Origin of the sequence: Duganella fentianensis (assembly GCF_964031615.1) — a bacterium.
Classification (GTDB): Bacteria; Pseudomonadota; Gammaproteobacteria; order Burkholderiales; family Burkholderiaceae_D; genus Rugamonas; species Rugamonas fentianensis_A.
The window spans coordinates 136335-161593 of the sequence record NZ_CAXIQN010000009.1 but is presented as its reverse complement, the minus strand read 5'-3'; the positions used below and the strand labels follow the sequence as shown (position 1 = coordinate 161593).

Below are 25259 nucleotides of genomic sequence, written 5' to 3'. Positions count from 1 at the left end.
TGTAACTATTCTGGCGACTGCACGGTCGCCAGATAGTTGTTCTTCACGCGCACATAATGCTCGGCCGAATAGCGCAGGTAAGCGATTTCTTCAGCCGTCAGTGCGCGCACTTTGGCAGCAGGGCGGCCTACGTACAGATGGCCGCTTTCCAGTACCTTGCCGGGCGAGACCAGACTGCCCGCGCCCACCATCACATGGTCTTCGATCACCACGTCATCCATGATGATGGAACCCATGCCGATCAGGCATTCGTTACCGATGCGGCAACCATGCAGCAGCACGGAGTGGCCGATGGTGACGTAGTCGCCGATGATCAGCGGCGAGCCTTCCGGCTTGTCGGGACGGCGGTGCGACACGTGGCACATGCTGAAGTCCTGAATATTCGTGCCTTCGCCTACCACGATGCGGTTCACATCGCCGCGCACCACCGCGTTACACCACACCGAACTATGCGCTCCCAGCGTCACATCACCGATCACCTGCGCCGTCGCATGCAGATAGACCTCGGCCGCCAGTTGCGGCGCCGTGTCGAGATAGCGTTGCAGCGGCATGTTCAGGCTCCAGTCGCCACAGGATACGTGCCATCGCCATATGGCGCGGCGCTAAACGCCGGCAGCTTTTCGGCCTGCTGCGAAAACGCTTCCAGTCGCGGATAGCGGCTCGCCACCACCACATCGCCCAGCATCTGCTGGGTGAACTGCCACGTCACGGCCGTCATCACGCTGGCATGGTCGGGCTTCTGCAGTTCCAGTGGCTGCTTGGCCAGTTCGGCTTCGAGCGCGTCGAACGCTTCCAGTAACTGCGTGGTGACGCGTGCCACCCACGGCTGGTGCATTTTTTCCAGTGGCCGCACTTTATGTTCATACACCAGTTGCACCGCCTTGTCGCAGGCCGCCAGTGCCACGCCGAGCACACGCAGCGAGCGCAGTAGTTCGGTTGGCATCGATGGCGTCATGCGATAGGCCGGCATGGCCAGCGCTTCGGCGTACTGGATGATCAGGGTAGAGTCCATCAGCACCGTGCCGTCGTCGGCCACCAGCGTAGGCGCTTTGACGATGGGATTGATGGCGCGGAACTGGTCATAAGTGCTGAACACGGAGAGCGACTGGTGCTCGAATTGGAGTCCCATCAGTTGCAGCGTCACGGCCACGCGGCGGACGTAGGGCGAATCGAGCATGCCGATCAGTTTCATAATAGCTCCGGTAGAGGGTCAATAAGGGAAAGGAAATGCAGGCCAGCGGGGCTGCCGGATGACATCAGGCGCAGCACACTCACTGAGTCTTGCGGTATTTGTTGACGTAGTCGCCCAGATGCAGGCGATTGCTATCGAGCCAGTTCCATAACGACTCCACCTGTTCGGGGTGGGCACGATAATAGCCGGCGTTGAAGGCCATCCAGACGCGCGTGTTGATCAGCGGCTGCTGCAGTTGCACGATGCTGCCGCCGTAGCGCTTCAGCGTAGCATCCAGATGGCCGGGTCTGACCAGATTGGTCACCACAGCATCCACCCGCCCCAGCTTGAGTTTAGCCAGATTGCGATCGAGATCGCGTGCGCCATCGTCAACCACCAGCCCCATTTCGCGCAGGCGTCCATTGATAGGGCTACCCTGCGAGGCACCCACGGTCTTACCGCGCAGGTATTCCTGCGGATTGCTATTGGCCGGCACGCGGTCTTTGGCGCGCACCAGCACCACCATGGTATTGGGCATGGCGCGGTTGCGATCGACGTTGCCTTCGCGGTCGCGTGGCAGGGCAATCTCGGGCGAGTAACTAGGCTGCTCGCCGATCGGCGTCATATCGATATCGCCCGCTTCCAGTGCCATCTTCAGGCGCGCGGCAGGCAAGCGGATCAGGGTAGGAGGACAATTAAAGCCGCTGCCCTGCACGGCAGCGCGGATCAGATCGACGGAAGCGCCGGCCGGCTCCGGCACCACTTCGCCCTCGCCCAGCCAGTATGGCGGGCGGTGCTGGTCGATATAACCGACGCGCACGGGAACACAGCCGCCGCCACTGTAAGCCAGCGGTGCCTGCAGCACCAGCAACAACAGTAAGGCGTAGCGCATCAACATGGCAATCTAGGCCTCAGCGGGATTCGGGACGGGGTGCCAGTGGTGGCAGCGGGGTAGCCTGCCCTTTACCGACGATCTGGATGAAAATCTCGTTCTGTTTAATCATGCTCAACTCGTAGCGGGCCCGTTCTTCCACGGCTCCCGTACCATCTTTCAGGTCCATCACTTCGGAGTTGAGTTTAGCATTGCGGGCGATCAGCTCCGCATTCTTCTTGTGCGCGGCATTCACCTGCGCTTCGAAATCGGCGACGCGCAGCCAGCCGCCCTTCCCCAGCCAGAGCGGGTACTGGATCAACAGCAGCAAGGCTGTGAGGGCGATGGTAATCAGGCGCATAACTGGAAAGCGGCCGGCGGGGAGCCGGCCGCACTATCTGAATTACTTCAGATTATAGAACGCATCACGGCCTGGGTAGGAAGCGATGTCGCCCAGATCTTCTTCGATACGCAGCAGCTGGTTGTACTTAGCCATGCGGTCGGAACGCGACATCGAGCCGGTTTTGATCTGCAGGGCGTTCAGGCCAACGGCGATATCGGCGATGGTCGAATCTTCGGTTTCGCCGGAACGGTGCGAGATCACGGCGGTGTAGCCGGCGCGCTTGGCCATTTCGATCGCTGCGAAGGTTTCGGTCAGGGTGCCGATCTGGTTAATCTTGATCAGGATCGAGTTAGCGATGCCTTTGGCAATGCCTTCTTTCAGGATCTTGGTGTTGGTGACGTACAGATCGTCGCCCACCAGCTGAACTTTTTTGCCCAGTTCCTTGGTCAGAATCGCCCAGCCTTCCCAGTCGCCTTCGTGCATCGCATCTTCGATCGAGATGATCGGGTACTTGTCGCACCAGGTGGCCAGCAGGTTGGTGAATTCGGTCGCGGTCAGCGACAGGCCTTCGCCTTCCAGTTCGTATTTGCCGTCTTTATAGAACTCGGAAGCAGCGCAGTCCAGACCGATCGCCACTTGCGTGCCTGGCTCGTAGCCAGCTTCTTCGATCGCCTGGATAATCAGCTTGATGGCTTCTTCGTGGTTAGCCAGCGAAGGAGCAAAGCCGCCTTCGTCGCCCACTGCCGTGTTCAGACCCTTCTTGTGCAGGATCTTTTTCAGGGTGTGGAACACTTCCGCGCCATAACGCACGGCTTCCTTGAACGACGGTGCGCCCACTGGAATGATCATGAATTCCTGGATGTCCAGGTTGTTGTCGGCGTGTGCGCCGCCGTTGATCACGTTCATCATCGGCACTGGCAGTTGCATCGCGCCCGAACCGCCGAAGTAGCGGTACAGTGGCAGACCAGCTTCTTCAGCAGCAGCTTTAGCCACGGCCATCGATACAGCCAGCATGGCGTTGGCGCCCAGACGGCTCTTGTTCTCGGTGCCGTCCAGATCGATCAGGGTGCGGTCGAGGAAAGCCTGTTCATTGGCGTCCAGACCCATGATGGCTTCGGAGATTTCCGTGTTGATGTTTTCGCAGGCTTGCAGTACGCCCTTGCCGAAGTAGCGCTTAGGATCGCCGTCACGCAGTTCGATGGCTTCGCGCGAACCGGTCGATGCACCCGACGGTACAGCAGCACGGCCCATCACGCCCGATTCCAGCAGCACGTCGCATTCGACGGTAGGATTGCCGCGCGAATCGATGATTTCACGGCCGATAATGTCAACAATAGCACTCATGTCATTCTCCAAAGTTAGGCGATACGATGTCGCACCGGATGCTCGCGCATCTTGTACGAGTCAGGATAACGGGAATTTCCCGCACACCCGACCTGTCTGGTGTGCGGGCTTGTTGCTTTTAGTTGAAGCTGTTCTCCAGGAAGCCAGCTTTCTTGGTGATGCGGTCCAGTTCCATCAGGGTAGACAGCAGCTCGCGCATGCGGCCCAGCGGTACGGCGTTCGGACCATCCGACAGCGCTTGCGCTGGATTCGGGTGGGTTTCCATGAACAGACCGGCCACGCCCACGGCCACCGCAGCACGCGACAGCACCGGCACCATTTCGCGCATACCGCCCGACGAAGTACCGTTACCGCCCGGCAGCTGCACCGAGTGGGTCGCATCGAATACCACCGGGCAGTTCGATTCGCGCATGATGGCGAGCGAACGCATGTCCGACACCAGATTGTTGTAACCGAACGAAGCACCGCGCTCGCAGGCCATGAAGTTGTCTTCGTTAAGGCCCTTGGCACGGGCAGCCAGACGGGCTTTGTCGATCACGTTCTTCATATCGCCGGGCGCGAGGAACTGGCCCTTCTTGATGTTGACCGGCAGACCGGACTGGGCGCAGGCGGTGATGAAATCCGTCTGACGGCACAGGAAGGCCGGCGTCTGCAGCACGTCGACGACGGCCGCCACTTCGGCGATTTCTTCCACATCATGCACGTCGGTCAGCACCGGCACACCCAGTTCGCGTTTGACGTCACCCAGAATCTCCAGACCTTTGTCGCGGCCCGGACCACGGTAGGAAGTACCGGAAGAACGGTTAGCCTTGTCGAAGGACGATTTGTAGATGAAGGGGATGCCCAGTTCGCTCGTCATTTCCTTCAGCGCGCCTGCCGTATCGAAGGCCATCTGGCGCGATTCGATCACACAGGTGCCAGCGATCAGGAAGAAGGGCTGATCCAGACCGACGTCAAATCCGCACAGTTTCATGCTGCATCTCCTTGTACGGCGCCAGCGGCCTTGTGAGCCAGTGCAGCCTTGATGTAAGACGTGAACAGCGGATGGCCGTCACGCGGGGTCGATTTAAATTCCGGGTGATACTGCACACCCATGTACCACGGGTGAGCGTTGTCTCCGCTGCGTGGCAATTCCATAATTTCGCACAGGTCTTCGGTCGGCGTACGCGCTGCCACGATCAGGCCAGCCGCTTCGACGCGTGGCAGATAGTGGTTGTTGGCTTCGTAGCGGTGACGGTGACGCTCGGTCACCACGGCGCCGTAGATTTCTGCCGCCAGCGTACCGGGCTTGATGGCGCAAGTCTGCGCGCCCAGACGCATGGTGCCGCCCAGATCGGAATTCTCGTCGCGCTTCTCGACCTTGCCGTCGGCGCCCTGCCATTCGTCGATCAGTGCAACCACTGGCTGTGGCGTTTCCAGATCGAACTCGGTGGAGTTAGCGCTGGTCAGGCCAGCCTTGTGGCGCGCGTATTCGATCAGCGCGACCTGCATCCCGAGGCAGATGCCGAGGTAAGGGATCTTGTTTTCACGGGCGAACTGGGCCGCCATGATCTTGCCTTCCACACCGCGCTTGCCGAAGCCGCCCGGTACCAGAATCGCATCGTACTTGGACAGTTCGGCGCAACCGGTGGTCTCGATCTCTTCCGAGTCGATGTACTCGATGTTGACCTTGCATTCATTGTGGATGCCGGCGTGACGCAGCGCTTCCGTCAGCGATTTGTACGACTCGGTCAGTTCCACGTATTTGCCGACCATACCGATCGAGACTTCCGACTTCGGATGTTCGAGGGTGTAGATCAGTTTGCTCCACACCGACAGATCGGCCGGTGCCGGGTTCAGATCGAGCGCGTCGCAGATGATCGCGTCCAGACCCTGGTCGTGCAGCATCTGCGGCACTTTGTAGATGGTGTCCACGTCCCACACGGAGATCACGGCCTGCTCTTCGATATTGGAGAACAGCGAAATCTTGGCGCGTTCATCTTCCGGAATGCGGCGGTCGGCGCGGCACAGCAGAGCATTTGGCGAAATACCGATTTCGCGCAATTTCTGCACCGAGTGCTGGGTCGGCTTGGTTTTCAGTTCGCCAGCGGAGGCGATGTAAGGCACCAGCGTCAGGTGCACGAAGGCCGAGTTCTTACGGCCAGCGCGCAGGCTCAGCTGACGTGCTGCTTCCAGGAATGGCAGCGATTCGATATCGCCCACCGTGCCACCGATTTCGCACAGCGCGACATCGTAGCCTTCCGCGCCACGGCGGATGTAATCCTGAATTTCGTTGGTGATGTGCGGAATCACCTGCACGGTCTTGCCCAGATACTCGCCGCGGCGTTCCTTGCGGATTACCGATTCGTAGATCTGGCCAGTGGTGAAGTTATTCACCTTTTTCATGCGGGTGGAGATGAAACGCTCGTAGTGGCCGAGGTCGAGGTCGGTTTCCGCCCCGTCGTCGGTGACGAACACTTCACCGTGTTGCATAGGACTCATCGTGCCCGGATCGACGTTGATATACGGGTCGAGTTTGAGCATGGTGACTTTGAGGCCGCGCGATTCGAGGATCGCAGCGAGAGAGGCGGCGGCTATCCCTTTACCAAGGGAAGACACGACGCCACCAGTGACGAAGACAAATTTGGTCATTGCAGATGGTGCCGAACGGCACATGCGGGAAATTGAAATTATAGCCTAAAACGCGCAAATCTTCAGCATCCCGCCCTGAAAAAACCTCCATTCCCTCGCAAGTAACTATTGGTGAGTAGCGTTTATTTGACCAGAATTCAGGTGTGCGCTCGATGCCTATATAGAATTTGATAGAATCATCGACGAGGCAAACATGCATGACAAACCTATAGTTTGGATAGGCACCTCCCTCAAGGATTTAACCGATGACATCTTATTCCCCGCTGAGGCGAGACGGTACGCAGGAGTTCAGTTACGCAAAATTCAACGCGGATACGAGCCCGATCACTGGAAGCCGCTCGAAGAACTTGGCGCCGGAGTAAAGGAAATCCGTATCAGGCTGCCTGATGGCGCTTTTAGAGTTATGTTTGTGGCCAAATTCGCCGAAGCGGTCTATGTACTGCATTGCTTTAAGAAGAAAGCGCAAAAGACCAGCGAACATGACAAAGAGATTACCAAGCAGCGTTACAAGGCTATCTTCAGGATAAGGGGTACGTTATGAATTCTGAGCCAGTCATCACCCATGTCACTCCCGCTGATGGGAATGTTTTCGCCGATCTCGGATTTGAAGCCGCAGAGGCCAGCAAACTGCTCGCCGAAACTGATGCTGCCATTTTCGCAAAATTATCAATCAAGCACTCTCTAATGACGGAGTTAGCAGAGTGGATGCAAGAAAAAAACCTACAGCAGGTTGATGCAGCAGCCATACTCGGAATTCCGCCTCCTCGCGTCTCTGATCTTATAAACAGGAAGAGCGCCAAATTCACCATTGAAGCGTTGATCGACATGCTAGCGAGAACCGGAAAACAGGTTCAGGTATCGACCCGCTAAAATCCACCCCGCTTACAGCCCTGCTTTGCGGCATTCGCCAGTTGACGGCTGCAGCCACCATTAAACTCAGTGAAAATCGCGGCTAACGGACTGCAAGCGCCCCATCAGGTGGGACATATCGACCAAGCGCTTGGCTACCAGATGGCAGACCATGCCTTCGCGCTGCCATACACCATACACGCCGAGCAAGGCCGAACCGAGCGCTTCGCGGCGCTGCTGTTCGAGCAGCGCCGGCCAGACGATCACATTGATATTGCCCGTTTCGTCTTCCAGCGTCACGAACAGCACGCCTTTGGCCGTGCCGGGCCGCTGGCGTACCGTCACCATGCCGCAGGCACGCGCCAGCATGCCGTTGGTGTACTGGTTCAGGGTACTGGCCGGCAGGAAGCGCTGAGCCAGTAGCCGTTCGCGCAGCAGCGCCAGCGGATGACGCCCCAGCGTCAGGCCATGCGAGCGATAGTCGCCGACAATATTTTCGCCTTCCGACGGCGCAGCCAGCTGGGGCAGCGCTTCGTCCGGCGCCGTGGGGCGCAGAATATCCTTGTCCGGCACGGCGCCCACGGCCTGCCACAGTGCCTGCCGCCGGTGTCCGGCCAGCCCCGCCAGCGCATTGCCCGCCGCCAGCACCTGCAGATCATGCCGGTCCAGATCCGCCTGCCGCGCCAGTTCGGCCACGCTAGGCCAGTACTGCGCCGCGCCGAATGCTTCGAGCTGCCCGCGTTCAGGCAGTCGCCCATCCGTACGCGACGGCCCTACGGCACACGCCTCCTCTGCCATACGCGACCGCTCTACGGTACACTCCTCCTCCGCCATACGCGACCGCCCCGCCGTACGCGCCTGCACGATGCGCCTAGCAGCCGCTTCGCGCATGCCCTTCAGCATCAGCAGGCCCAGCCGCACCGCCGGCTGCTGGCGTTTGCCAGCCGCTTCTTCCAGCGTGCACTCCCAGTCGCTATAGGCCACATCCACAGCGCGCACCACCACGCCATGACGGCGTGCATCCTGCACCAGTTGCGACGGACTGTAGAAACCCATGGGCTGGCTGTTCAGCAGCGCACACAGGAAGGCGGCCGGTTCATGGCATTTGAGCCATGAGCTGGCATAGGTCAGCAGAGCAAAGCTGGCCGCGTGCGATTCGGGGAAGCCGTATTCGCCAAAGCCCTGTATCTGGCTGCAGATAGCCGCAGCAAACGCCTCGTCATAGCCATTCTTGCGCATGCCATCCATGATGCGCTGCTGATAGCGGTCGACGCCGCCCTTGCGCTTCCATGCGGCCATGGCACGCCGCAACTGATCGGCATCGCCCTCGGTAAAATCAGCCGCGATCATGGCAATCTGCATGACCTGCTCCTGAAAGATCGGCACGCCCAGTGTGCGTTTCAATGCTTCATCAAGGCCGCGTGGAGAATCAATCGGCGCCTGCCCCGTACGCCGCTGCAAATACGGGTGCACCATGCCACCCTGTATCGGCCCCGGCCGCACCAGCGCCACTTCGATCACCAGATCGTAGAACACCCGTGGCTGCAGGCGCGGCAGCATACTCATCTGCGCGCGCGATTCGATCTGGAATACCCCCACCGTATCGGCCACACACATCATGTCGTAAGTAGCCTTATCCTCGGCGGGAATGTCCTGCATGCGGAAACACTGGCCACGCTGCTGGCCGACCAGATCAAGCGCGCGGCGCAAAGCCGTCAGCATGCCCAGCGCCAGCACATCGACTTTCATCAGCCCCAGCTCTTCCAGATCATCCTTGTCCCACTGGATCACGCTGCGCCCTTCCATCGTGGCTTTCTCGATCGGCACAAGACGCGACAGCTTACCTTGTGCAATCACGAAGCCACCCGGGTGCTGCGACAGATGACGGGGAAAACCCAGCAAGGTCGTGGCCAGCGTGGCCCATTGCTGCGCCAGCATGGAATCGGGCGCCAGCCCCACTTCGGCCAGCCGCCCCAGCAAATCAGCCTTGCCATCAAACCAGTGATGCGCCTTGGCCACCTGCTCGACGATGGCCAGATCCACTCCGAGCGCCTTGCCACTGTCGCGCAGTGCGCTGCGCGGACGATAGCTGATCACCACAGCGGCCAGCGCAGCCCGCTCGCGGCCATATTTATCGTAGATGTACTGGATCACTTCTTCGCGTCGCTGGTGCTCGAAATCCACATCGATATCGGGCGGCTCATTGCGTTCGCGCGACATAAAGCGCCCCACCAGCAGATGGCCCCGATCCGGATCAACTTCCGTCACACCGAGGCAGTAGCACACCGCCGAGTTGGCCGCCGAGCCACGCCCCTGACACAGTATGTTCTGCGAACGGGCAAAGCGCACAATGTCATACACGGTGAGGAAATACGGCTCGTACTTGAGTTCGGCGATCAGTGCCAGCTCTATCTCGATCTGTGTAAGCACCTTGGCCGGCACGCCCTGCGGGTAGCGCCCACGCGCACCACGCTCCACTTCCTGTCGAAGATAGCTGGCCGAAGTATGACCGTGCGGCACCACTTCATGGGGATATTCGTAGCGCAGTTCGTCCAGATTGAAAGTACACATGGACAGAATGCGTAAAGTCTCCTGCAGCGCAGGCAAGGGATACAGATTAGCCAGCCGCAAGCGGGGGCGCAAATGCTGCTCGGCATTCTGCGCCAGCGCGTAGCCGCATTCGGCCACGGACTTGCCCATGCGTATGGCACACAGCGTATCGAGCAGCGGCTTGCGCGAACGCACATGCATGCACACATGCCCCAGTGCCACGACCGCCATGCCATGCTGCAGCGCCACCTCGGCGATGCTTTCGCGGTGCGCATCATCCAGCGCGCGCTGCAACAGATTGAGCCCCATCCACGCACGCCCCGGAAACGTACGCTCCATCCATGCCGCCTGTGCGTGCAGGGCATCCACATCTTCCGGCTGGAACACGGGATACTGGGGCAGCAGAATCAGCAAACAATCGGGCAGCCCCTGCAGATGGGCATACTGCGCCGACGGCGCCGCCAGATCGGCCGGCGTGAGCAGATAACTGCCTTTGGCCACCCGATTGCGTGCAATCGTGATCAGTTCGCACAGATTGCCGTAACCATTGCGGTTCTGCGCCAGTGCAATCAGCGATAGCGCCACCCGCCCATCGGCCTCGCGCAAATGGAAATGGCTGCCTATGAGCAGCGGCAAATCATGCTCTTTGGCCTGTGCGTGAGCGCGCACTACGCCCGCCAGCGAGCATTCATCCGTGATCGCCAGCCCCGCATAATCGAGCTGCACGGCGCGCGCCACCAGTTCTTCGGCGTCGGAAGCACCTTGCAGAAAGGAGAAATTGGTCAGGCAGAACAGCTCCGCATAGGCAGGCAGGCTCTGCGCCGACACCGGTGGCAGGCTGGACATTTTCAATAAAATACTGTGTTTATGTACAGTATTTTACACAATCTGCCGCCATACTCAAGGGCGCGACAGCACTATTTGTGCTGTGCCACCATCACGTCCTTGATTGCCTGTATAACCACCTCGGGCGATGCCGTCTGCATCTGATGATCCGAATCCACCACCACGGTTTTCGCTTGCGGATACATGGCGCGCACGGCAGCAAACGTCTGCGGGTCGCTATTCACCACACCGAGATCGATCGGCACGGCGGTAGCGCCCTTGGGCTGATTAACCAGTCGAATCATGGGCAGCTTATCGATATTCCCCTGCGCCAGCACCTGCTGGCCCGTCTGATCGATCGCGTTAATTTCGCGCCGCACGGAATTCGAGAAGAACAGCATGGCACCCAGACGGGTCAGGGCGGGAAAATCCTCCGGCTTCTTGATCACGCCGGGGTACAGCGCATCAACCAGCACGATGCCTGCCACTTCCTCCGGATGGCGCTTGGCGAATAGCTGCACATACAGCCCGCCCAGCGAATGCCCCACCAGAATATACGGCGGTTTCAAGCCTTCATGCTGCAGGTTGTGGCGCAGTTCTTCCACGATGTTCAGGCCATCGCGCGCGGCCGGCGTGCTCTCGCTCTTGCCATAGCCGGGGCGGTTGTAGGCAAACACGGATGCCTGTGGCGCCACGCCTTCGATCACCTTGTCCCATTTATCGAGCGTGACGCGCGAACCATTCTCAAACACCACCGTATAAGGTGCAGTGGAATGTTTAAGTGTCAGATACTCGACCTGACGGCCATCGATCAGCGTGGTGGCCGCCAGCGCCGCCATGGCCGGAGCTGCAGCGAGTATGCTCAGCACAAACAGGACGTTACGCATTATGATATTCCTCCGATAAGTTATCGGAAGATATTCTTGCATCGACGCACATTCGAAGTGGCAAGGATGCGATGAAGTGCCAAATCAAAGGATCAGAATGCCAGAAACCAGCGTGCATCAACTCTTATGCTTCGGCCTACAGGCAGGCGGCGGCAATCCCGCGCTCGTCATTCAGCATGACCAGCGCGACGTCGCCCAGCGCCAGCAATTCGCACGCGATCAGCGGCAGCCCGCCTGCGTCTTCATCGACCGTGGTAGCGACGGCGTCATCACGCTGGACTATTACTACCCCCATGCGCGTAGCCCCCTGTGCCTGCATGCCACGCTGGCCGCAGCCCGTTTGCTGCTCACGCCGCAGCAAACGCAGCAGCAAATCCGTACCGCCATGCACGCCCAGTCCCTGACGCTCAGCCTGCGCGATGATCTGGTATATGTGCGGCTCGCGCCACAGCGCTTGGCGCAGCCCGCCATCGCCGCCGATCTGCCGGCACGTCTGCTGGCCAGCCCCGGCCTCGTGCTACGCTCGCCGCCCGTGGTCGCGTCCGTCGGCAGCCCGAAACTGCTGCTGCAAGTGGCCGACCGCTGGACGCTGCAAGCGCTTACCCCCGATCTGCCCGCCATCATGGCCTGGGGTAAGGCCAATGGCGTGAACGGCTGCTATGTCTGGTGCCGGCGCGCCAATGGCACGCTGGAGGGGCGCAACTTCAATCATCTCGATCCGGCCATGGAAGATCAGGCCACCGGTGTTGCCGCTGGCGCACTGAGCCTGCATCTGGGCCAGCCGATCGCGCTATTTCAGGGCGCGGCGCTGGGTCAGCCCTGTTTGATCCGCACCGAACTCGATGGCAATGCCGTACTCGTCGGCGGTCGCGCCGAGTATCTGCAGCCAGCTTGAGGTAACGATTGCTTACATCTCGCTAACGGCAGAAAACAGCGTTGCGCCCTACACTGGCTCCATCTTAGGCACAGGAGCACATCATGCGCCGCGCACTGTTACTCATGCTATTTCTCTCCGTCCTGCAAGGCGCACTGGCCTATGCAGCGCTGGGCAGTTCGCCTTCGTCGTTCGAGCAGAACGGCATCCAGATGGCAGCGCGCAGCATCATGCCGCGCAGCGCCGACAGCATTGCCGTCTATACGGTCAGCCAGAACCGGCTGGCCAGTGGCACCGTGGTGCGCGAATATGCCAATCTGCAGGGCATCGTCTTTGCCGTCAGCTGGAACGGCCCCACCCTGCCCGACCTGCAAAGCCTGATGGGCGAGCAGTTCACCATGCTCAGTAATCACAGCAATCCGGAGGCTGCCCGTGCCGGCACGGGCGCGCCGCAGCGCCAGCTGGCACTGTCGCCGTCCGATATGATGATGGTGGCCAGCAGCCACCAGCGCAATTATGTGGGGCGCGCATGGATACCGGCCGCCCTGCCGCCGGGCTTCAATACCGCCGTGATCGAATAGTCTAGTCTCGCTGCGCAGGATTAGGCGGCAGCCAGCTGCGCCATCTCGCGCTGCATATTTTCGATCGCGCGCTCGTTGTACTGTTCGGCGAAATAGGCGTTGCCGAACAGCTGGCCCGTTTCCGCCTTGCGGCACATATGCGCCAGCGCAGCGCGCCGCTCCTGCCGGTACTTTACATCGGGCAGATGGATGTATTCCTGCCGGATGGCGCGCGCATAATTGCCATACACCTCGTCATCCTGCCCCAGTATGGCCAGATCGACGCTGAGCAGCACGTCCTTGAGGCGGTGCTCGACATGGGCTTCCTGAAAATGGTCGGTGGCGCGGATCAGCGCGGCCGCATCTTCGCGCTCCTGCCCCAGATGGCAATCGAGCCACAGGCGCGCGCTGGCTTCTTCCGCCGTCATATCGCTGCCCAGCCCAGCCGGACCATATTCGGCATCGTGGAACCAGAAGGCCTGCTTGACAATGGCCACATCGGCCGGATCAGGGCGGGTATTGGCAGCCCACACGCGGATTTCACACAGGCCGTGCACCAGATGATCGAGATTGTGATAGTGCCGTTGCGGCCCGCCATACATGGTGGCGCCCGTCAGGCGCACAAACCAGTCATCGGCATGGGCGATCGCGGTGGCATCGATGGTGTCGTAATCCCACAGCGCTTCCCACTCGCGCCGCAGCCAGCTCAGTACCCACGCATGGTAGGCCGGTGCAGGCACGAATTTCTTCATGATCCAGTTCCAGCCTATCGGCCCTTCCAGCGCCTTGACGAAGCTGGAACTGACCGAGCCGAGGTCACGGGGCGGCATCACGAAAATGGTCTTGGCGCCCTGCAGCACATCCACATTGGTCTGCTGGATCAGGTTTTCGTAATCGAAATCGGCCGTGGTACGGATACCACGGATCAGGCAGTGCACGCCCTGCTTCTTGGCTGCGCGCGCCGTGTAATCGCCCTTGACGATCACCACCTGCACATTGTCCCAGCCTTGCTGGGCGCAGCTCAGCGCAATGATGCTCTTACGTTCTTCGGCGCTGAAACGGGGCTTCTTGGCGGGATTCTCGGACAGGAATACCACCACTTGGTCTGCCAGCGAACGGGCTTCGTTGATCACCCACATATGCCCATTGGTGATGGGATCGAAGGTGCCCGAAAAGCCGATTTTTTCCATGAACCGCTCCAACGCCAGATAAAACTGGCATTTTAGACCGGACTCGCCTTCACAGTGTCAGGAAAATCGACCTTGATCTTCAGCCCGCCCAGCCGCTCGGAGCTATCGAGGCTCAGCACGGCCTGATGGCGCTCGGCGATGGAACGGATAATCGCCAGCCCCAGACCGCTACCGCCGGCCGGACTACCGGGCACACGGTAGAAGCGGCTGAACACCCGTTCGCGCTCCTCGGGCGCAATGCCGGGACCGGAATCTTCCACGCTGAGCAGAATACGTCCCGGCTTTCCGCCTACGCCTTCTGTGCGGCGCAGATCGATATCGACAGTGCCGCCTGATGGCGTGTACTTGATGGCGTTATCCACCAGATTGCGCAGCAGGATAATCAGCGCATCGCTCTGGCCCGACACGCTCACTTCATCTGCATGGTGTACGCCCAGATCGATCTGGCGTGCCTGCGCCAGCCCCGTCATGTCACCCAGCGTACGGCGTACCAGTTCCGTCAGATTGACGGGTTCCAGCGTCATTTCCTGCTGGGCGCCTTCCTGTCGCGCCAGCACCAGCAACTGTTCCACCAGCCGCGTGGCACGTTCGATACCGGCCGTCACGCGCGCCACGGCCACGCTACGCGCCGCATCATCCTGCGCCCGCTCCAGACTGAGCACCTGCAGTTTCAGTGCTGCCAGCGGCGTGCGCAATTCATGCGCCGCATCGGCCACAAAGTGCTGCTGCGCCTCGAACGCCGTACGCACCCGGCCGAACAGCAGATTGAGTTCCTGCACCAGCGGCAGCACTTCATCGGGCAGATCGTTTTCCGACACGGGCGACAGATCGTCGGCCTGGCGCGCCGCCACCTGCCGCTTGACACGCGAGACGGGCGCCAGCGAACCACTCACTACCCACCACACCACCAGCATCAGCACTGGCGCCATGATGGCAATCGGCCCCACCGTACGCAGCGCCAGCGTACCGGCCATGCGCTGGCGCACCGCCATATCCTGCGCTACCTGCACAGTCTGGTTACTGGTCTGGACGGAGAAAATCCGGTAAGTCGTGTTATTGGCTTTGACGTTGGAGAAGCCCAGCACGGCGCGCTGGGGCAGCGCAGCGCGCGACAGTGAGCGGAATACCTGCGCACCATCCGGCGTCCACACCTGTACCACCAGATCATCGTTTTCCGGATCGGCAGCCGTGTCGGCTGCCTTGTTGGTCAGCGTAGCGCTGGAACGCAGCGCCATCGCCATCTGCTGCATGTGGTAATCGAAAATTTGATCCGCATCATTCAGCGCGCTGCGGTAGGCCACCATGGCCTGCGCGATGGCCGCCATGGTAATCGCCGCCAGCAGGAACCATAATAGGCGCCCGCGCAGCGAGTGCGTCACCACCGGTACCTTGGGCAAGGGCGGCATACGCACTTTGACCTTCATACTCTTCATAGTTTGGGAACCATATAGCCCAGACCACGCACGTTCTGTATCAGCTCCGCACCGAGTTTCTTGCGCAAGCCGTGGATATACACTTCCACCGCATTGCTATTCACTTCATCCTTCCAGCTATACAGCTTTTCTTCCAGCTGCTGGCGTGACAGCACGATGCCGGGACGGGCGATCAGCGCTTCCAGCACGGCCCATTCGCGCGCCGACAGATTCACCTGCTTGCCATCGGCCAGCACTTCGCGCGTCTGCGGATTGACGCTCACATTGCCGTGCTCGAACACAGGTTCGGCACGCCCGGCCGAACGTCGCAGCAGCGCACGGATGCGTGCCAGCAGTTCGTCCAGATCATAGGGTTTCAGCACGTAGTCGTCGGCGCCGGCATCGAGGCCGGCAATCCGCTGCTCCTTGGCGTCGCGCGCGGTGGCGATCAGCACCGGCGTGAGCTCCTTGCGCATGCGCATCGAGCGCAGCACTTCCAGACCGTCCTTGCGCGGCAGGCCCAGATCGAGCAGTACCAGATCATAAGTCTGGGTCTGCAGCGCCGTATCAGCCATGGCACCATCCTTGACCCAGTCTACTGCGTAGTGCTCGGCCCTGAGCAGGTCGAGCACTACTTCGCCGATCATCGTATCGTCTTCCACCAGCAGAAGTCGCATCTTGTTATTTCCTTTCTGTTTTTGTGTTGCGTTCTGCCGGCCCGCGTTCGGCCTGCGAAACCCTGCCTATCAGCCCAGACGCACAGGAATGAAGATTCTATCCTCGCCCCGCTGGATCAGCAATGCTACCGATTTGCCGGACTTGTCCACCACTTCGCGCACCTGATCGACGCTCTGCACAGGGCGGCCGTTCACCGACAGCAGCACATCACCGGGCTGCACGCCGGCGGCGGCAGCAGCGCCGCGGGCATCTTCGATCACCAGACCGGAACTGATGCCGGTCTGGCGCTTCTCGATGTTTTCCAGTGGCCGCAGCGACAGACCCAGACGTACCTTGCCGCTAGCCTGCTCGTCACGCTCGTTCTCGGCCACCTGCGCCTTATCGTTGGCATTACCCAGCGTCGCCTTGATGGACTCCAGTTTACCCTGACGCCAGACTTCCAGCGTCACTTTGTCGCCCGGCGTAGCCAGACTGACTATCACCGGCAGATCGCCCGAGCTGACGATTTTCTGGCCATTCAGCGTGCGGATCACATCGCCCGGCTTGAGGCCAGCCTTGTCGGCAGGGCCGCCCTTGTCCACCCTCGAGATCAGCGCACCTTCCGGTGTAGCCAGATTGAAGGAGTCAGCAAAGCCCTGATTGACTTCTTGCACCGTCACACCCAGCTTGGCGTGGGTGACTTTGCCGGTGGCGATAATCTGATCCTTGATCTTGTTGGCCACATCGATAGGAATGGCGAACGACAGCCCCTGATAGCCGCCTGTCTGGCTGTAGATCTGCGAATTGATGCCGACCACTTCGCCACGGGTATTGAACAGCGGGCCGCCCGAGTTACCGGGGTTCACGGCCACGTCGGTCTGGATGAAGGGCACATTCCCGTCCGGCAGCGAACGGCCTTTGGCACTGACCACGCCCGCCGTCACGGTATTTTCCAGCCCGAATGGGGAGCCGATGGCCAGTACCCACTGGCCCACTTTCAGATCATTCGATTTGGCCAGCGGTACCACGGGCAGATTTTTCGCATCGATCTTCAGCACCGCCACATCGCTCTTCGGATCGGAGCCCAGCACCTTGGCGCGGAATTCGCGGCGGTCGGTCAGCTTCACCGTCACTTCGCTGGCGTCGCGTACCACGTGGGCATTGGTCAGGATGATACCGTCGTTACTGACGATGAAGCCCGAACCCATGCCATGGGTGGGCACGCGCTGGCCACCGCGCTGCTGCGGCATCTGGAAGCGGCGGAAGAATTCAAAGAAAGGATCATCGGCAAATGGATCACCGCGGCCGGCCTGTTCGTTATAAGAAGTGCGAGTACTGCCCGTCACGCTGATGTTGACCACGGCTGGACCATTGTGATCGACGATCACACTAAAGTCCGGCAAGGTGATATTCGGTGCTGGCACGGCCGCCGGCGCTGCAGCTGGCGCGCCCGTTGGCGCGGCCTGAACGGCAGTTGGGGCGGCGGCTACAGCATTTCCTTGCTGCACTGCGACAGCGCCACCCACGCCGATCACACCCAGGACGGCCACTGCCAGGGCTGCACGTTTGAGAGTAGATTGAGACATAGTGAGACTCCTGCAATGAAGGTTGCGATTAAGCTTACAAATAAGGTTGGTCAACGCTGCCAATATGCGGCAGCAAACTTAGATGCGTCTTAACTTTTTGCAGGTCGGCCGCAGCGCGGGCGTAGCACTTGCCACGCGCCCGCAGGCCAACGCAGCACTGGCCGCACTAGTGATGAAACTAGCCGGCCAGTCGGGAAATTCTAAACTATTGCGAGACAATAGTTTAGCCAGTTTTAAGCCGGTTTTAAGCGGCTGCGCGCTGCTCCAGCGCCGTCACATTCGGACCGCCGTCGATGACGATCTTGCGTGGTTTGAGAGCTTCCGGGATTTCGCGTACCAGTTCGATGGTCAGCATGCCGTTATCGAAAGTCGCGCCCGTCACCTTGACGTGGTTGGCCAGCTGGAAGCGCTGCTCGAAATCACGAGCCGCGATGCCACGGTGCAGATAGGTGCGCGAAGTCGTGTCTTTCTCTTTGCGGCCTACCACCTGCAGCGAATCACGCTCGAAAGTGATATCGATTTCCGAACGGTTGAAGCCGGCCAGTGCCATCACGATGCGGTACTGATCGTCGCTCACCAGTTCGATGTTGTAAGGGGGATAGCTAGGGGCTGCATCGCCGCGTTGCGCGTCATTCAGCATTTGGGCCAGACGGTCAAAACCGATAGCGGAACGATACAGTGGGGTCAGGTCGAAGTTACGCATGATAGATATCCTTTTCAAGTTAAGCGATATGGTCTGGTGGCCCCCATCTGGGCGACCACTGACTCCGATATAGGATGGTTTTAGCGGCTTTCAAGGCCTTGAAAAATGTCCACGCCATCCCCAGCCAGCCACTTTTTTTAAAATTTTTTTGAAAAAAGTCGTCGCCTCGGCTGATACGCTTTGCAACATTTCATCTGTTTCCTACGTGCTACACTCGGTTTTTACGTTTTTTGACCTGAGACCATGTTCCTGCCTCGTGCCATCCTCGCTACCCTGCTCGCCTGCGCCTACCCTGCCCACGCCGACAGTATTTCCGACCAGCCCTATCCGGGCACCATCGTGCTGAAAGTGGACGCCACCAATACGGCCCAGCAGATTTTCCGTGTACGCGAAAGCATTCCGGCCCAGCCCGGCAAACTCACGCTGCTGTATCCCCAGTGGGTCGTGGGCAATCACGGCCCTAGCGGCACGCTGAGCCAGTTCGCTGGTCTGAAAGTTTTTGCCAACGGCCAGCAGATCGACTGGGTGCGCGACACCGTCAACGTGTACGCTTTCCATATCAACGTGCCGCAAGGCGCCAGCAGCGTGGACGTGGAGTTCCAGTACCTGTCGCCGACCGAACCGGCACAGGGGCGCACCACCATGACCAATGACATCCTCGGCGTGCAATGGCAATCCGTCACGCTGTATCCGGCTGGCTATGACAGCCGCAAAATCACCATGCAGGCCAACCTGACCGTACCGAAAGACTGGCAGTACGGCACGGCGCTGGAGACCGCCCAGCGCAGCGGCGACGAGATCGCCTTCAAGCCGCTCGATCTGGAAGCCATGATGGATTCGCCCCTGTTTGCGGGACGCTATTTCCGCCGCATCGACCTTGATCCGGGCGCGCGCATCCCCGTGCATCTGAACGTGGTGGCCGATTCGGCCGACCAGCTGGAAGCCACGCCGGAACAGATCGCGCCACACCGAGCGCTGATCCAGCAAGCGTATAAACTGTTTAACTCGCAGCACTACAAGCACTACGATTTCCTGTTTGCTATCAGCGACGAATTCGGCGGCATCGGCCGCGAACACCACCAGTCCAGCGAAAACGGCGTCAAGCTCGGCTACTTCACCGACTGGTCCAAGCACGAGGCACGGCGCGAACTGCTGCCGCACGAATTTGCCCACTCGTGGAACGGCAAGTTCCGCCGTCCGGCCGACCAGAATGTGCCGAACTTCAACACCCCGCTGCAGAACTCCCTGCTGTGGGTGTATGAAGGCCAGACCCAGTACTGGGGCGCCGTACTGGCCGCCCGTTCCGGCCTGATCAAAACCGAACACACGCGCGACCTGATCGCTGCTACCGCCGCCCGCTACGACAACATCAAAGGCCGCGAATGGCGCGCCGTGCAGGACACCACCAATGACCCTATCGTCAATGGCCGCCGTGCACAGGGCTGGAACAACTGGCAGCGCGCCGAAGACTACTACTCGGAAGGCCAGCTGATCTGGCTGGATGCCGACACCCTGATCCGCGAACTGTCGGGCGACAAGCGTTCGCTCAACGATTTCGCGCGCCGCTTCTTCGGTGTCGATGATGGCGTCAACGTGGCCAAGCACTACACCTTCGAAGACGTGGTGCGCGAACTGAACGCCGTCCAGCCGTATGACTGGGCGACTTTCCTGCGCAGCCGTCTGGACGGCCATGGCCCGCGCGCGCCGCTCGATGGTCTGGCCCGCGCCGGCTGGAAACTGGTGTACACGGAAAAACCCACCGACTTCCTGAAAGCACTGGAAGAACAGAGCAAATCGGCCAACTTCCAGTATTCGCTGGGCTTCTCGGTGGGCGCGGAAGGCAAGCTGGAAGCCTTCCAGTGGGAAGGTCTGGGCTTCAAGGCCGGCCTGTCGGGCGGTAGCACGCTGGTGGCCGTGAATGGCCGCGCCTACAAGCCGGAAGTGCTGCGCGCTGCCATCACGGCGGCCAAGACCGGCAAAGACCCGATCAATCTGCTGATCAAAAAAGGCAATCTGTACCAGAACTATGCTTTCGACTATCACGACGGTCTCAAGTATCCCCGTCTGGAGCGCATCAGCGGTACGCCGGACCGGCTGGAAGCCATTCTGCAGCCGCTGAAATAAGCGGGACGCTGCGCCACGGCCGCCATATGCGCGGCGGTGGCGCAACGCAGCGTCAATCTGGTGTATGCTGGCGCCATGAACCAAGACACCGACATCCATCTCAGCGGCCCCTTCGAGGCCATCGACGGCAGCGGCCGTACCCACAAAGTCAAAGCCATCCGCATTTTCGATGAAGGCTATGGCGCGATCGACGTGTATGTCGATTTTGCCGGCCCCATCAGCGGTCTGCACAAGGACGCCGGCCTGATCGCCGCTGTGCAGGCGCAATTGCGCAAGCTCGGCTACAACGGCCCCAGCGTCACGGCTGGCGACAGCGTACTGCAGGAAAACCGCCTGCTGGTGCTGGAAGCGCCTGATGCCTTTAACGCTTTCGCGGCCAGCAAAGGCTGGAAAGACCTGTCCGAAGAATACGGCGATTAATCTACTAACCGTCTACTAACCGTCTACTAACCGCTGGCTGCACTCAGGCGAAAAAGCCGTGCAGATACCAGCGCGCCTGCGCCGGATCACCACCGCTAGGCCGTTCGCGGTATAGCCAGTAATGGGCGTGATCCGCCCCTTCCGCCATAAAATAATCGCGCGTCTGCAAAGACTGCCACCACCCTGCTTCGATGCGTTCGCCCGCTGAAATGATTTTCAGCGGCGAGCCATAGTAAGGCCGGTGCTCGCGCATCAGCAGGGCGATCGGCTGGGCCAGCAGCCATGCTGGACGGGGCAAGGCCGGCACGTCGGGCGGTAGCTGGGCACGCGCATCCGGCGCACGGATTTTCTGCTGCACGCTGACCCACTGGTTGGCATGCTCGGGGCGGTAATCGGCCAGTGGCGCCGCCTGCAGCACATTCTCCGCCCCCAGCCGCGCCGTCAATACTTCTAGCAGGCGCTGCCAGTCCTCCTTGCTGCCGCCCGGTTCGGGAAATAGCGATTCGCTGGGCGGCGCCATCGGCTGCACCTGCGGCGCTTCCAGACACAGACCGATCACAGGCGCATCGAGCTTCTGCCGCCCTAGCCGCTCTTTTAGTAAGCGCAGCAGATGGGCATCGCGCCACGTCGGCTCGGCCAGCACCACCTCGATCACCGTAGGCGGCCCCGCCTGCCGGCCCCGCTCATGTTCGAGCAGCAGACGCACCCGCTCGACAGCAAACTGGTGCGCCGTCAGCCAGCCTGTCAGTTGCTGCAACAGACGCTGCACGCCGAATATCAGGGCCGAAGTCTGCTCCACCCGATCGAACAGTTCGATGCGGGCACGGAAGCTGGCCGGTGGCTGCAGCCACTGGTACAGCTCGGGGCGCATGCCGGCGGCATCGTCCAGCATATCGAGCAAAGCGCGGCCGCAGCGGCGCTGCAGACCGGGGCGCGGCAACTGGCGCAACTGCCCCAGTGTCAGACAGCCTATGCCTTCCAGCCATGCCAGATAGGGCCGCGCGGGCGGCAGCACGCTCACATGCAGGCCATCGATCCGGCGCAGCAAACTGGCCATTTTCAGTGCCCGCCCGCCACCGCTGCGCGCCAGCAGCCACGCCCCGCGCGCCGTCGGCGCGCAGCCCAGAGTGGCGCTAAAACCCAGTGCACGCAAGCTGCTGCGCACGCGCCGGCACAGCGCCAACGGTCCGCCAAACAGACGCAGGCTAGCGCCCACATCGAGCAGCAGCGTCGCCTCCTCCACCAGCGCCAGTTGCGGGGTAAATTGCAGCAGCGCCAGCGCCACCGCCTGCTGTGCATCCAGTTCCAGCTGCGGCGCGCGCTGCTGGAACTGGGCATGGGGCAGCAGCATCAACGCGCCGCCGCGCCGCATGCCCGCCTGCACACCGGCCTGCCGCGCCAGTGCCGACATGGCCACCACGCGCTCCTGCTCCAGCACCACCGTGCACAGGTCAGCTGACCAGCGCGGACAGAAGACTTCGAGTGGCAAGCGCGGCAGGTGTAGAGCGATCCAGAGACGCATGGCGTTGAAACAGAGTAGGTGTCAAAGGTAAAAACAGCGGGGTATCACGTTGCGGCCCGCGTCGCTTGACGAAACCGATCTCGATGCCGCCCGGTGCCGTATGCAGTGCCAGCCGCAGCGGCGCGGGTGAAGCATCCTGCGCTGCTGCCAGCGGCCTGAGCAGACAGAACAGCGTATCACCCGTCTGCGCCGCCAGATGCAAGCGGCGCAGGGTTTCAGCGCGTGCATGGTTCTGCCACAGCAGCAGCGCCCCGCAACAGCCGCTGCGCAGCACCTGCTCGGCCGCCCACAGTGCATCGGCGCTACGCGCCCCGCTGCGTATCCACACCAGTTGCGACGGTTCCAGCCCCAGCGCTGCCAGCGCCAGCGCCTGCGGCGCATGGGGTGGCTGCAGCAGCACGATGGGGCGCCGCCCGAGCGCCTGCAAAGCAGGCCGCAACAGGCGCAACTCGCCCATGCCGTGCTGCTGCAGCAACAGGTCGATCAGCACGCCCTGCGGCCAGCCGCCCCCGGGCAGCTGGCTGGACAGAGCGGCAAAGCCCGTGTCGATGCAGCGCCCGCTGCTGCGCGCCAGTTGCGACGCCAGCCAGAGCGAGGGGTGGACTGTTTCCGGCGAAACAAGGGATGCGGCGCGGCTCATGGGGATGGGAGTAATCAGGCAAAATACTGTATATGCATACAGTACATTTTCCGCTGAGCTTAGTCAATGGCTATCTGGCTTAGCCGGCCTGCGCTAGCGGGATCGCTAGGTGACGCGCAATAGTCGGCGCGTCAGTAGCGTCTTCCTGTCACGCCGCACATCGGCAATGATATGAACGTAAACCACTCCCTGCCGGACTTCGTAAATGATGCGATTCATCCCCGACAGCACCTGCCGGTATTGCACAAGATTCAGCTTTTCGAGTTCATCAGGAATGGTCCCAGCCTCAGGAAAGTGCTGCAACTGGCGGATGGTGTGTTTGATCAGGGTGTAAGTGCTAACCCATGTCTCGGAGGAAAAATTCTTGAGTAAATAGGCTTTCAGGTCTTTCAGATCCTGCTCAGCAGAAGCAAGGAGAACGACGCGATGCGTCATACCTCATCGGCCTTATCAAGGTCGGCAAACACCTCTTCAGCATCACGGAACTTGCCCTGCTCGATTTCATGATTCCCCATCGCGAGCAGTTTAAGTAAAGCCAAGGTCTCCTCCTGCTCTTCATAGCTCTTAACGTCCATGACTACCAGTTTGGCTTCACCGTTCTGGGTAATCAGTAAAGGCTGACGATGCTCCGTGAGGTCCTTCACAATCTCGGCCGTATGGCTTTTGAGATAGCTGATAGGTTTTACCTGTGTGGAAAATTTCATGTTTAGCCTCGACAACAGAGAAAACAGGACTAATTTCAGTCCTAATTCGGACTAGGATACACCATCCGCTCCGGCACACTCCTGTAGCGTACGCGGCTTGCTGTAACATGCCTATCTAGCCATTTAAATCATTGGACAAGGATCAACTTTGCACACCGTACAACTGCTGGGCGCCATCCTGTTTGGTCTGGCACTGCTGCATACTTTTGCTGCTAAATCCATCGAACAACTGGCGCACCGCCACCCGCGCCATGCGGGTCTGTTCCATCTGCTCGGCGAAGTGGAAGTGGTGTTCGGCTTCTGGGCTATTGTGCTGATCATCAGCATGGCCATCGTTGGTGGCGGCGAGAGTGCCATCGCCTACGCTGAGTCGCGTCAATACACCGAACCGCTGTTCGTGTTCACCGTGATGGTAGTAGCTGCTTCGCGCCCCGTGCTGGCCGTGGTGCAAAGTCTGCTCGGAGGGCTGGCGCGCCTGCTGCCGCTACGCACCGAGCTGGCGCTGGTCTGGTTCGGCCTCGCGCTGGTGCCGCTCAGCGGCTCGCTGATCACCGAACCGGCCGCCATGACACTGGCTGCGCTGATGCTGGCACCGCTGGTATTCCGCGATGATATGCCCGAGTGGGTGAAATATGGCGCCCTAGGCGTGCTATTCGTGAACGTTTCGATAGGCGGCACGCTGACTTCCTACGCCGCGCCGCCTGTGCTGATGGTGGCCAGCACGTGGCACTGGGACAGCGCCTTCATGCTGCAGCACTTCGGCTGGCGCGCCGCGCTGGCCGTGCTGTTCAACGCCACGGTGATTACCGCCGTACTGGCGCGCCACCTGCGTCCGCATACCAATAGCGATAGCGAAAGCGCGCCCGTGCCGCTGCTGGTGAGTGCTGTGCATCTGGCGTTTCTGGCGCTGGTGGTGGTGTTCAGCCATCACCCTGTGCTGTTCCTCGGCCTGTTCATGCTGTTCCTCGGTTTCACTATCGCCTACCAGCGCTATCAGCAACCGCTGATCATCAAGGAAGGCTTGCTAGTGGGCTTCTTCCTCGCGGGGCTGGTGGTACTGGGCGGGATGCAGCAATGGTGGTTACAGCCCATCGTGGAAAGTCTGGCGCCCACCGCGCTGTTCTTCAGCGCGCTGGGGCTGACAGCCATCACCGATAACGCTGCCCTGACCTATCTCGGTTCACTGATACAGGGCATCAGCCCGCAATCGCAATACATGCTGGTGGCAGGCGCTGTGGCCGGTGGCGGCCTGACGGTGATCGCCAACGCGCCCAATCCGGCCGGTGCCGCATTGCTGCGCCATGGCTTCCGCGATGCCTCCATCGGCGCCATAGGCCTGCTGCTGGGCGCACTGGCACCGACGGCGGTGGCAGTGCTGGCCTTCCTGCTCTAAGCC

Annotated in this window: 25 protein-coding genes; 7 read left to right on the top strand and 18 right to left on the bottom strand. The window is 60.6% G+C overall.

Features of this window, described 5'->3' with window-relative positions:
* Positions 1–5: 5 nt before the first annotated feature.
* From ABNT42_RS06625 to ABNT42_RS06595, 7 genes are all read right to left on the bottom strand, one after another.
* The gene (locus tag ABNT42_RS06625) at positions 6–551 is read right to left on the bottom strand and encodes a gamma carbonic anhydrase family protein (RefSeq protein ID WP_348695637.1); all 546 of its coding nucleotides are present in this window, start codon (positions 549–551) and stop codon (positions 6–8) included.
* 2 nt (positions 552–553) lie between these two features.
* The gene (locus ABNT42_RS06620) at positions 554–1192 is read right to left on the bottom strand and encodes a glutathione S-transferase (RefSeq protein ID WP_348695635.1); all 639 of its coding nucleotides are present in this window, start codon (positions 1190–1192) and stop codon (positions 554–556) included.
* 79 nt (positions 1193–1271) lie between these two features.
* The gene (locus ABNT42_RS06615) at positions 1272–2069 is read right to left on the bottom strand and encodes a transporter substrate-binding domain-containing protein (protein ID WP_348695632.1); all 798 of its coding nucleotides are present in this window, start codon (positions 2067–2069) and stop codon (positions 1272–1274) included.
* Between the two features lie 13 nt (positions 2070–2082).
* Positions 2083–2403 (bottom strand): cell division protein FtsB, encoded by a 321-nt coding sequence (gene ftsB / locus ABNT42_RS06610; protein ID WP_348695630.1) that lies wholly within the window; start codon positions 2401–2403, stop codon positions 2083–2085.
* Between the two features lie 42 nt (positions 2404–2445).
* Positions 2446–3729: a phosphopyruvate hydratase gene (gene eno, locus ABNT42_RS06605; protein ID WP_348695628.1), complete on the bottom strand. Its 1284-nt coding sequence runs from the start codon at positions 3727–3729 to the stop codon at positions 2446–2448.
* 118 nt (positions 3730–3847) lie between these two features.
* Entirely contained in the window at positions 3848–4702 is an 855-nt protein-coding gene (gene kdsA, locus ABNT42_RS06600; protein WP_348695626.1) for a 3-deoxy-8-phosphooctulonate synthase, read from the bottom strand.
* A complete protein-coding gene (locus ABNT42_RS06595) occupies positions 4699–6360 on the bottom strand; it encodes a CTP synthase (protein ID WP_155433339.1) in 1662 nt (553 codons plus the stop codon). The genes kdsA and ABNT42_RS06595 overlap by 4 nt, the downstream gene beginning before the upstream one ends.
* Positions 6361–6553: 193 nt before the next feature.
* Here ABNT42_RS06595 and ABNT42_RS06590 point away from each other — a divergent pair, with 193 nt between their 5' ends.
* Together ABNT42_RS06590 and ABNT42_RS06585 are read left to right on the top strand one after the other, a co-directional pair.
* Entirely contained in the window at positions 6554–6901 is a 348-nt protein-coding gene (locus tag ABNT42_RS06590) for a type II toxin-antitoxin system RelE/ParE family toxin (protein ID WP_348695622.1), read from the top strand.
* Positions 6898–7230 (top strand): helix-turn-helix transcriptional regulator, encoded by a 333-nt coding sequence (locus ABNT42_RS06585; protein ID WP_348695619.1) that lies wholly within the window; start codon positions 6898–6900, stop codon positions 7228–7230. Before ABNT42_RS06590 ends, ABNT42_RS06585 begins: the two co-directional genes overlap by 4 nt.
* 66 nt (positions 7231–7296) lie before the next feature.
* Here ABNT42_RS06585 and ABNT42_RS06580 read toward each other — a convergent pair whose 3' ends face one another.
* Entirely contained in the window at positions 7297–10605 is a 3309-nt protein-coding gene (locus ABNT42_RS06580; RefSeq protein WP_348695616.1) for an error-prone DNA polymerase, read from the bottom strand.
* A gap of 71 nt (positions 10606–10676) precedes the next feature.
* Complete coding sequence (locus tag ABNT42_RS06575) at positions 10677–11471, bottom strand: alpha/beta hydrolase family protein (protein ID WP_348695613.1); 795 nt, start codon at positions 11469–11471, stop codon at positions 10677–10679.
* Between the two features lie 112 nt (positions 11472–11583).
* Here ABNT42_RS06575 and ABNT42_RS06570 point away from each other — a divergent pair, with 112 nt between their 5' ends.
* Positions 11584–12366 (top strand): PhzF family phenazine biosynthesis protein, encoded by a 783-nt coding sequence (locus tag ABNT42_RS06570; RefSeq protein ID WP_348695611.1) that lies wholly within the window; start codon positions 11584–11586, stop codon positions 12364–12366.
* 83 nt (positions 12367–12449) lie between these two features.
* On the top strand, positions 12450–12926 hold the full coding sequence (locus tag ABNT42_RS06565; protein WP_348695608.1) for a DUF2844 domain-containing protein: 477 nt from the start codon (positions 12450–12452) through the stop codon (positions 12924–12926).
* Between the two features lie 20 nt (positions 12927–12946).
* Here the strand turns inward: ABNT42_RS06565 and coaD are convergent, their stop codons facing one another.
* The 5 genes from coaD to ABNT42_RS06540 form a co-directional block, all read right to left on the bottom strand.
* On the bottom strand, positions 12947–14095 hold the full coding sequence (coaD, locus tag ABNT42_RS06560) for a pantetheine-phosphate adenylyltransferase (protein WP_348695605.1): 1149 nt from the start codon (positions 14093–14095) through the stop codon (positions 12947–12949).
* A gap of 32 nt (positions 14096–14127) precedes the next feature.
* Positions 14128–15528, bottom strand: a complete 1401-nt coding sequence (locus ABNT42_RS06555) for an ATP-binding protein (protein WP_348695604.1) — start codon at positions 15526–15528, stop codon at positions 14128–14130.
* A complete protein-coding gene (locus ABNT42_RS06550) occupies positions 15525–16184 on the bottom strand; it encodes a response regulator transcription factor (protein WP_348695602.1) in 660 nt (219 codons plus the stop codon). Before ABNT42_RS06550 ends, ABNT42_RS06555 begins: the two co-directional genes overlap by 4 nt.
* Positions 16185–16253: 69 nt before the next feature.
* Entirely contained in the window at positions 16254–17750 is a 1497-nt protein-coding gene (locus tag ABNT42_RS06545) for a DegQ family serine endoprotease (protein WP_348695599.1), read from the bottom strand.
* A gap of 244 nt (positions 17751–17994) precedes the next feature.
* The gene (locus ABNT42_RS06540) at positions 17995–18453 is read right to left on the bottom strand and encodes an Hsp20 family protein (RefSeq protein WP_348695596.1); all 459 of its coding nucleotides are present in this window, start codon (positions 18451–18453) and stop codon (positions 17995–17997) included.
* Between the two features lie 243 nt (positions 18454–18696).
* On the opposite strand from ABNT42_RS06540, the gene ABNT42_RS06535 reads away from it, so the two are divergent.
* Both ABNT42_RS06535 and ABNT42_RS06530 read left to right on the top strand, forming a co-directional pair.
* Positions 18697–20577, top strand: a complete 1881-nt coding sequence (locus ABNT42_RS06535) for a peptidase M61 (RefSeq protein WP_348695593.1) — start codon at positions 18697–18699, stop codon at positions 20575–20577.
* 75 nt (positions 20578–20652) lie between these two features.
* Complete coding sequence (locus ABNT42_RS06530) at positions 20653–20997, top strand: hypothetical protein (RefSeq protein WP_348695590.1); 345 nt, start codon at positions 20653–20655, stop codon at positions 20995–20997.
* Positions 20998–21040: 43 nt separating this feature from the next.
* On the opposite strand, the gene ABNT42_RS06525 is transcribed toward ABNT42_RS06530, so the two are convergent.
* The 4 genes from ABNT42_RS06525 to ABNT42_RS06510 form a co-directional block, all read right to left on the bottom strand.
* The gene (locus ABNT42_RS06525) at positions 21041–22519 is read right to left on the bottom strand and encodes a DNA polymerase Y family protein (protein WP_348695587.1); all 1479 of its coding nucleotides are present in this window, start codon (positions 22517–22519) and stop codon (positions 21041–21043) included.
* Positions 22449–23159, bottom strand: a complete 711-nt coding sequence (imuA, locus tag ABNT42_RS06520; protein WP_348695584.1) for a translesion DNA synthesis-associated protein ImuA — start codon at positions 23157–23159, stop codon at positions 22449–22451. Before imuA ends, ABNT42_RS06525 begins: the two co-directional genes overlap by 71 nt.
* A 105-nt stretch (positions 23160–23264) precedes the next feature.
* The gene (locus ABNT42_RS06515; RefSeq protein ID WP_348695581.1) at positions 23265–23594 is read right to left on the bottom strand and encodes a type II toxin-antitoxin system RelE/ParE family toxin; all 330 of its coding nucleotides are present in this window, start codon (positions 23592–23594) and stop codon (positions 23265–23267) included.
* Positions 23591–23863, bottom strand: coding sequence for a type II toxin-antitoxin system Phd/YefM family antitoxin (locus ABNT42_RS06510; RefSeq protein WP_348695579.1), 273 nt, complete (start codon positions 23861–23863; stop codon positions 23591–23593). The genes ABNT42_RS06515 and ABNT42_RS06510 overlap by 4 nt, the downstream gene beginning before the upstream one ends.
* A 148-nt stretch (positions 23864–24011) precedes the next feature.
* On the opposite strand from ABNT42_RS06510, the gene ABNT42_RS06505 reads away from it, so the two are divergent.
* Positions 24012–25256, top strand: coding sequence for a putative Na+/H+ antiporter (locus ABNT42_RS06505; protein WP_348695576.1), 1245 nt, complete (start codon positions 24012–24014; stop codon positions 25254–25256).
* Positions 25257–25259: the final 3 nt, after the last annotated feature.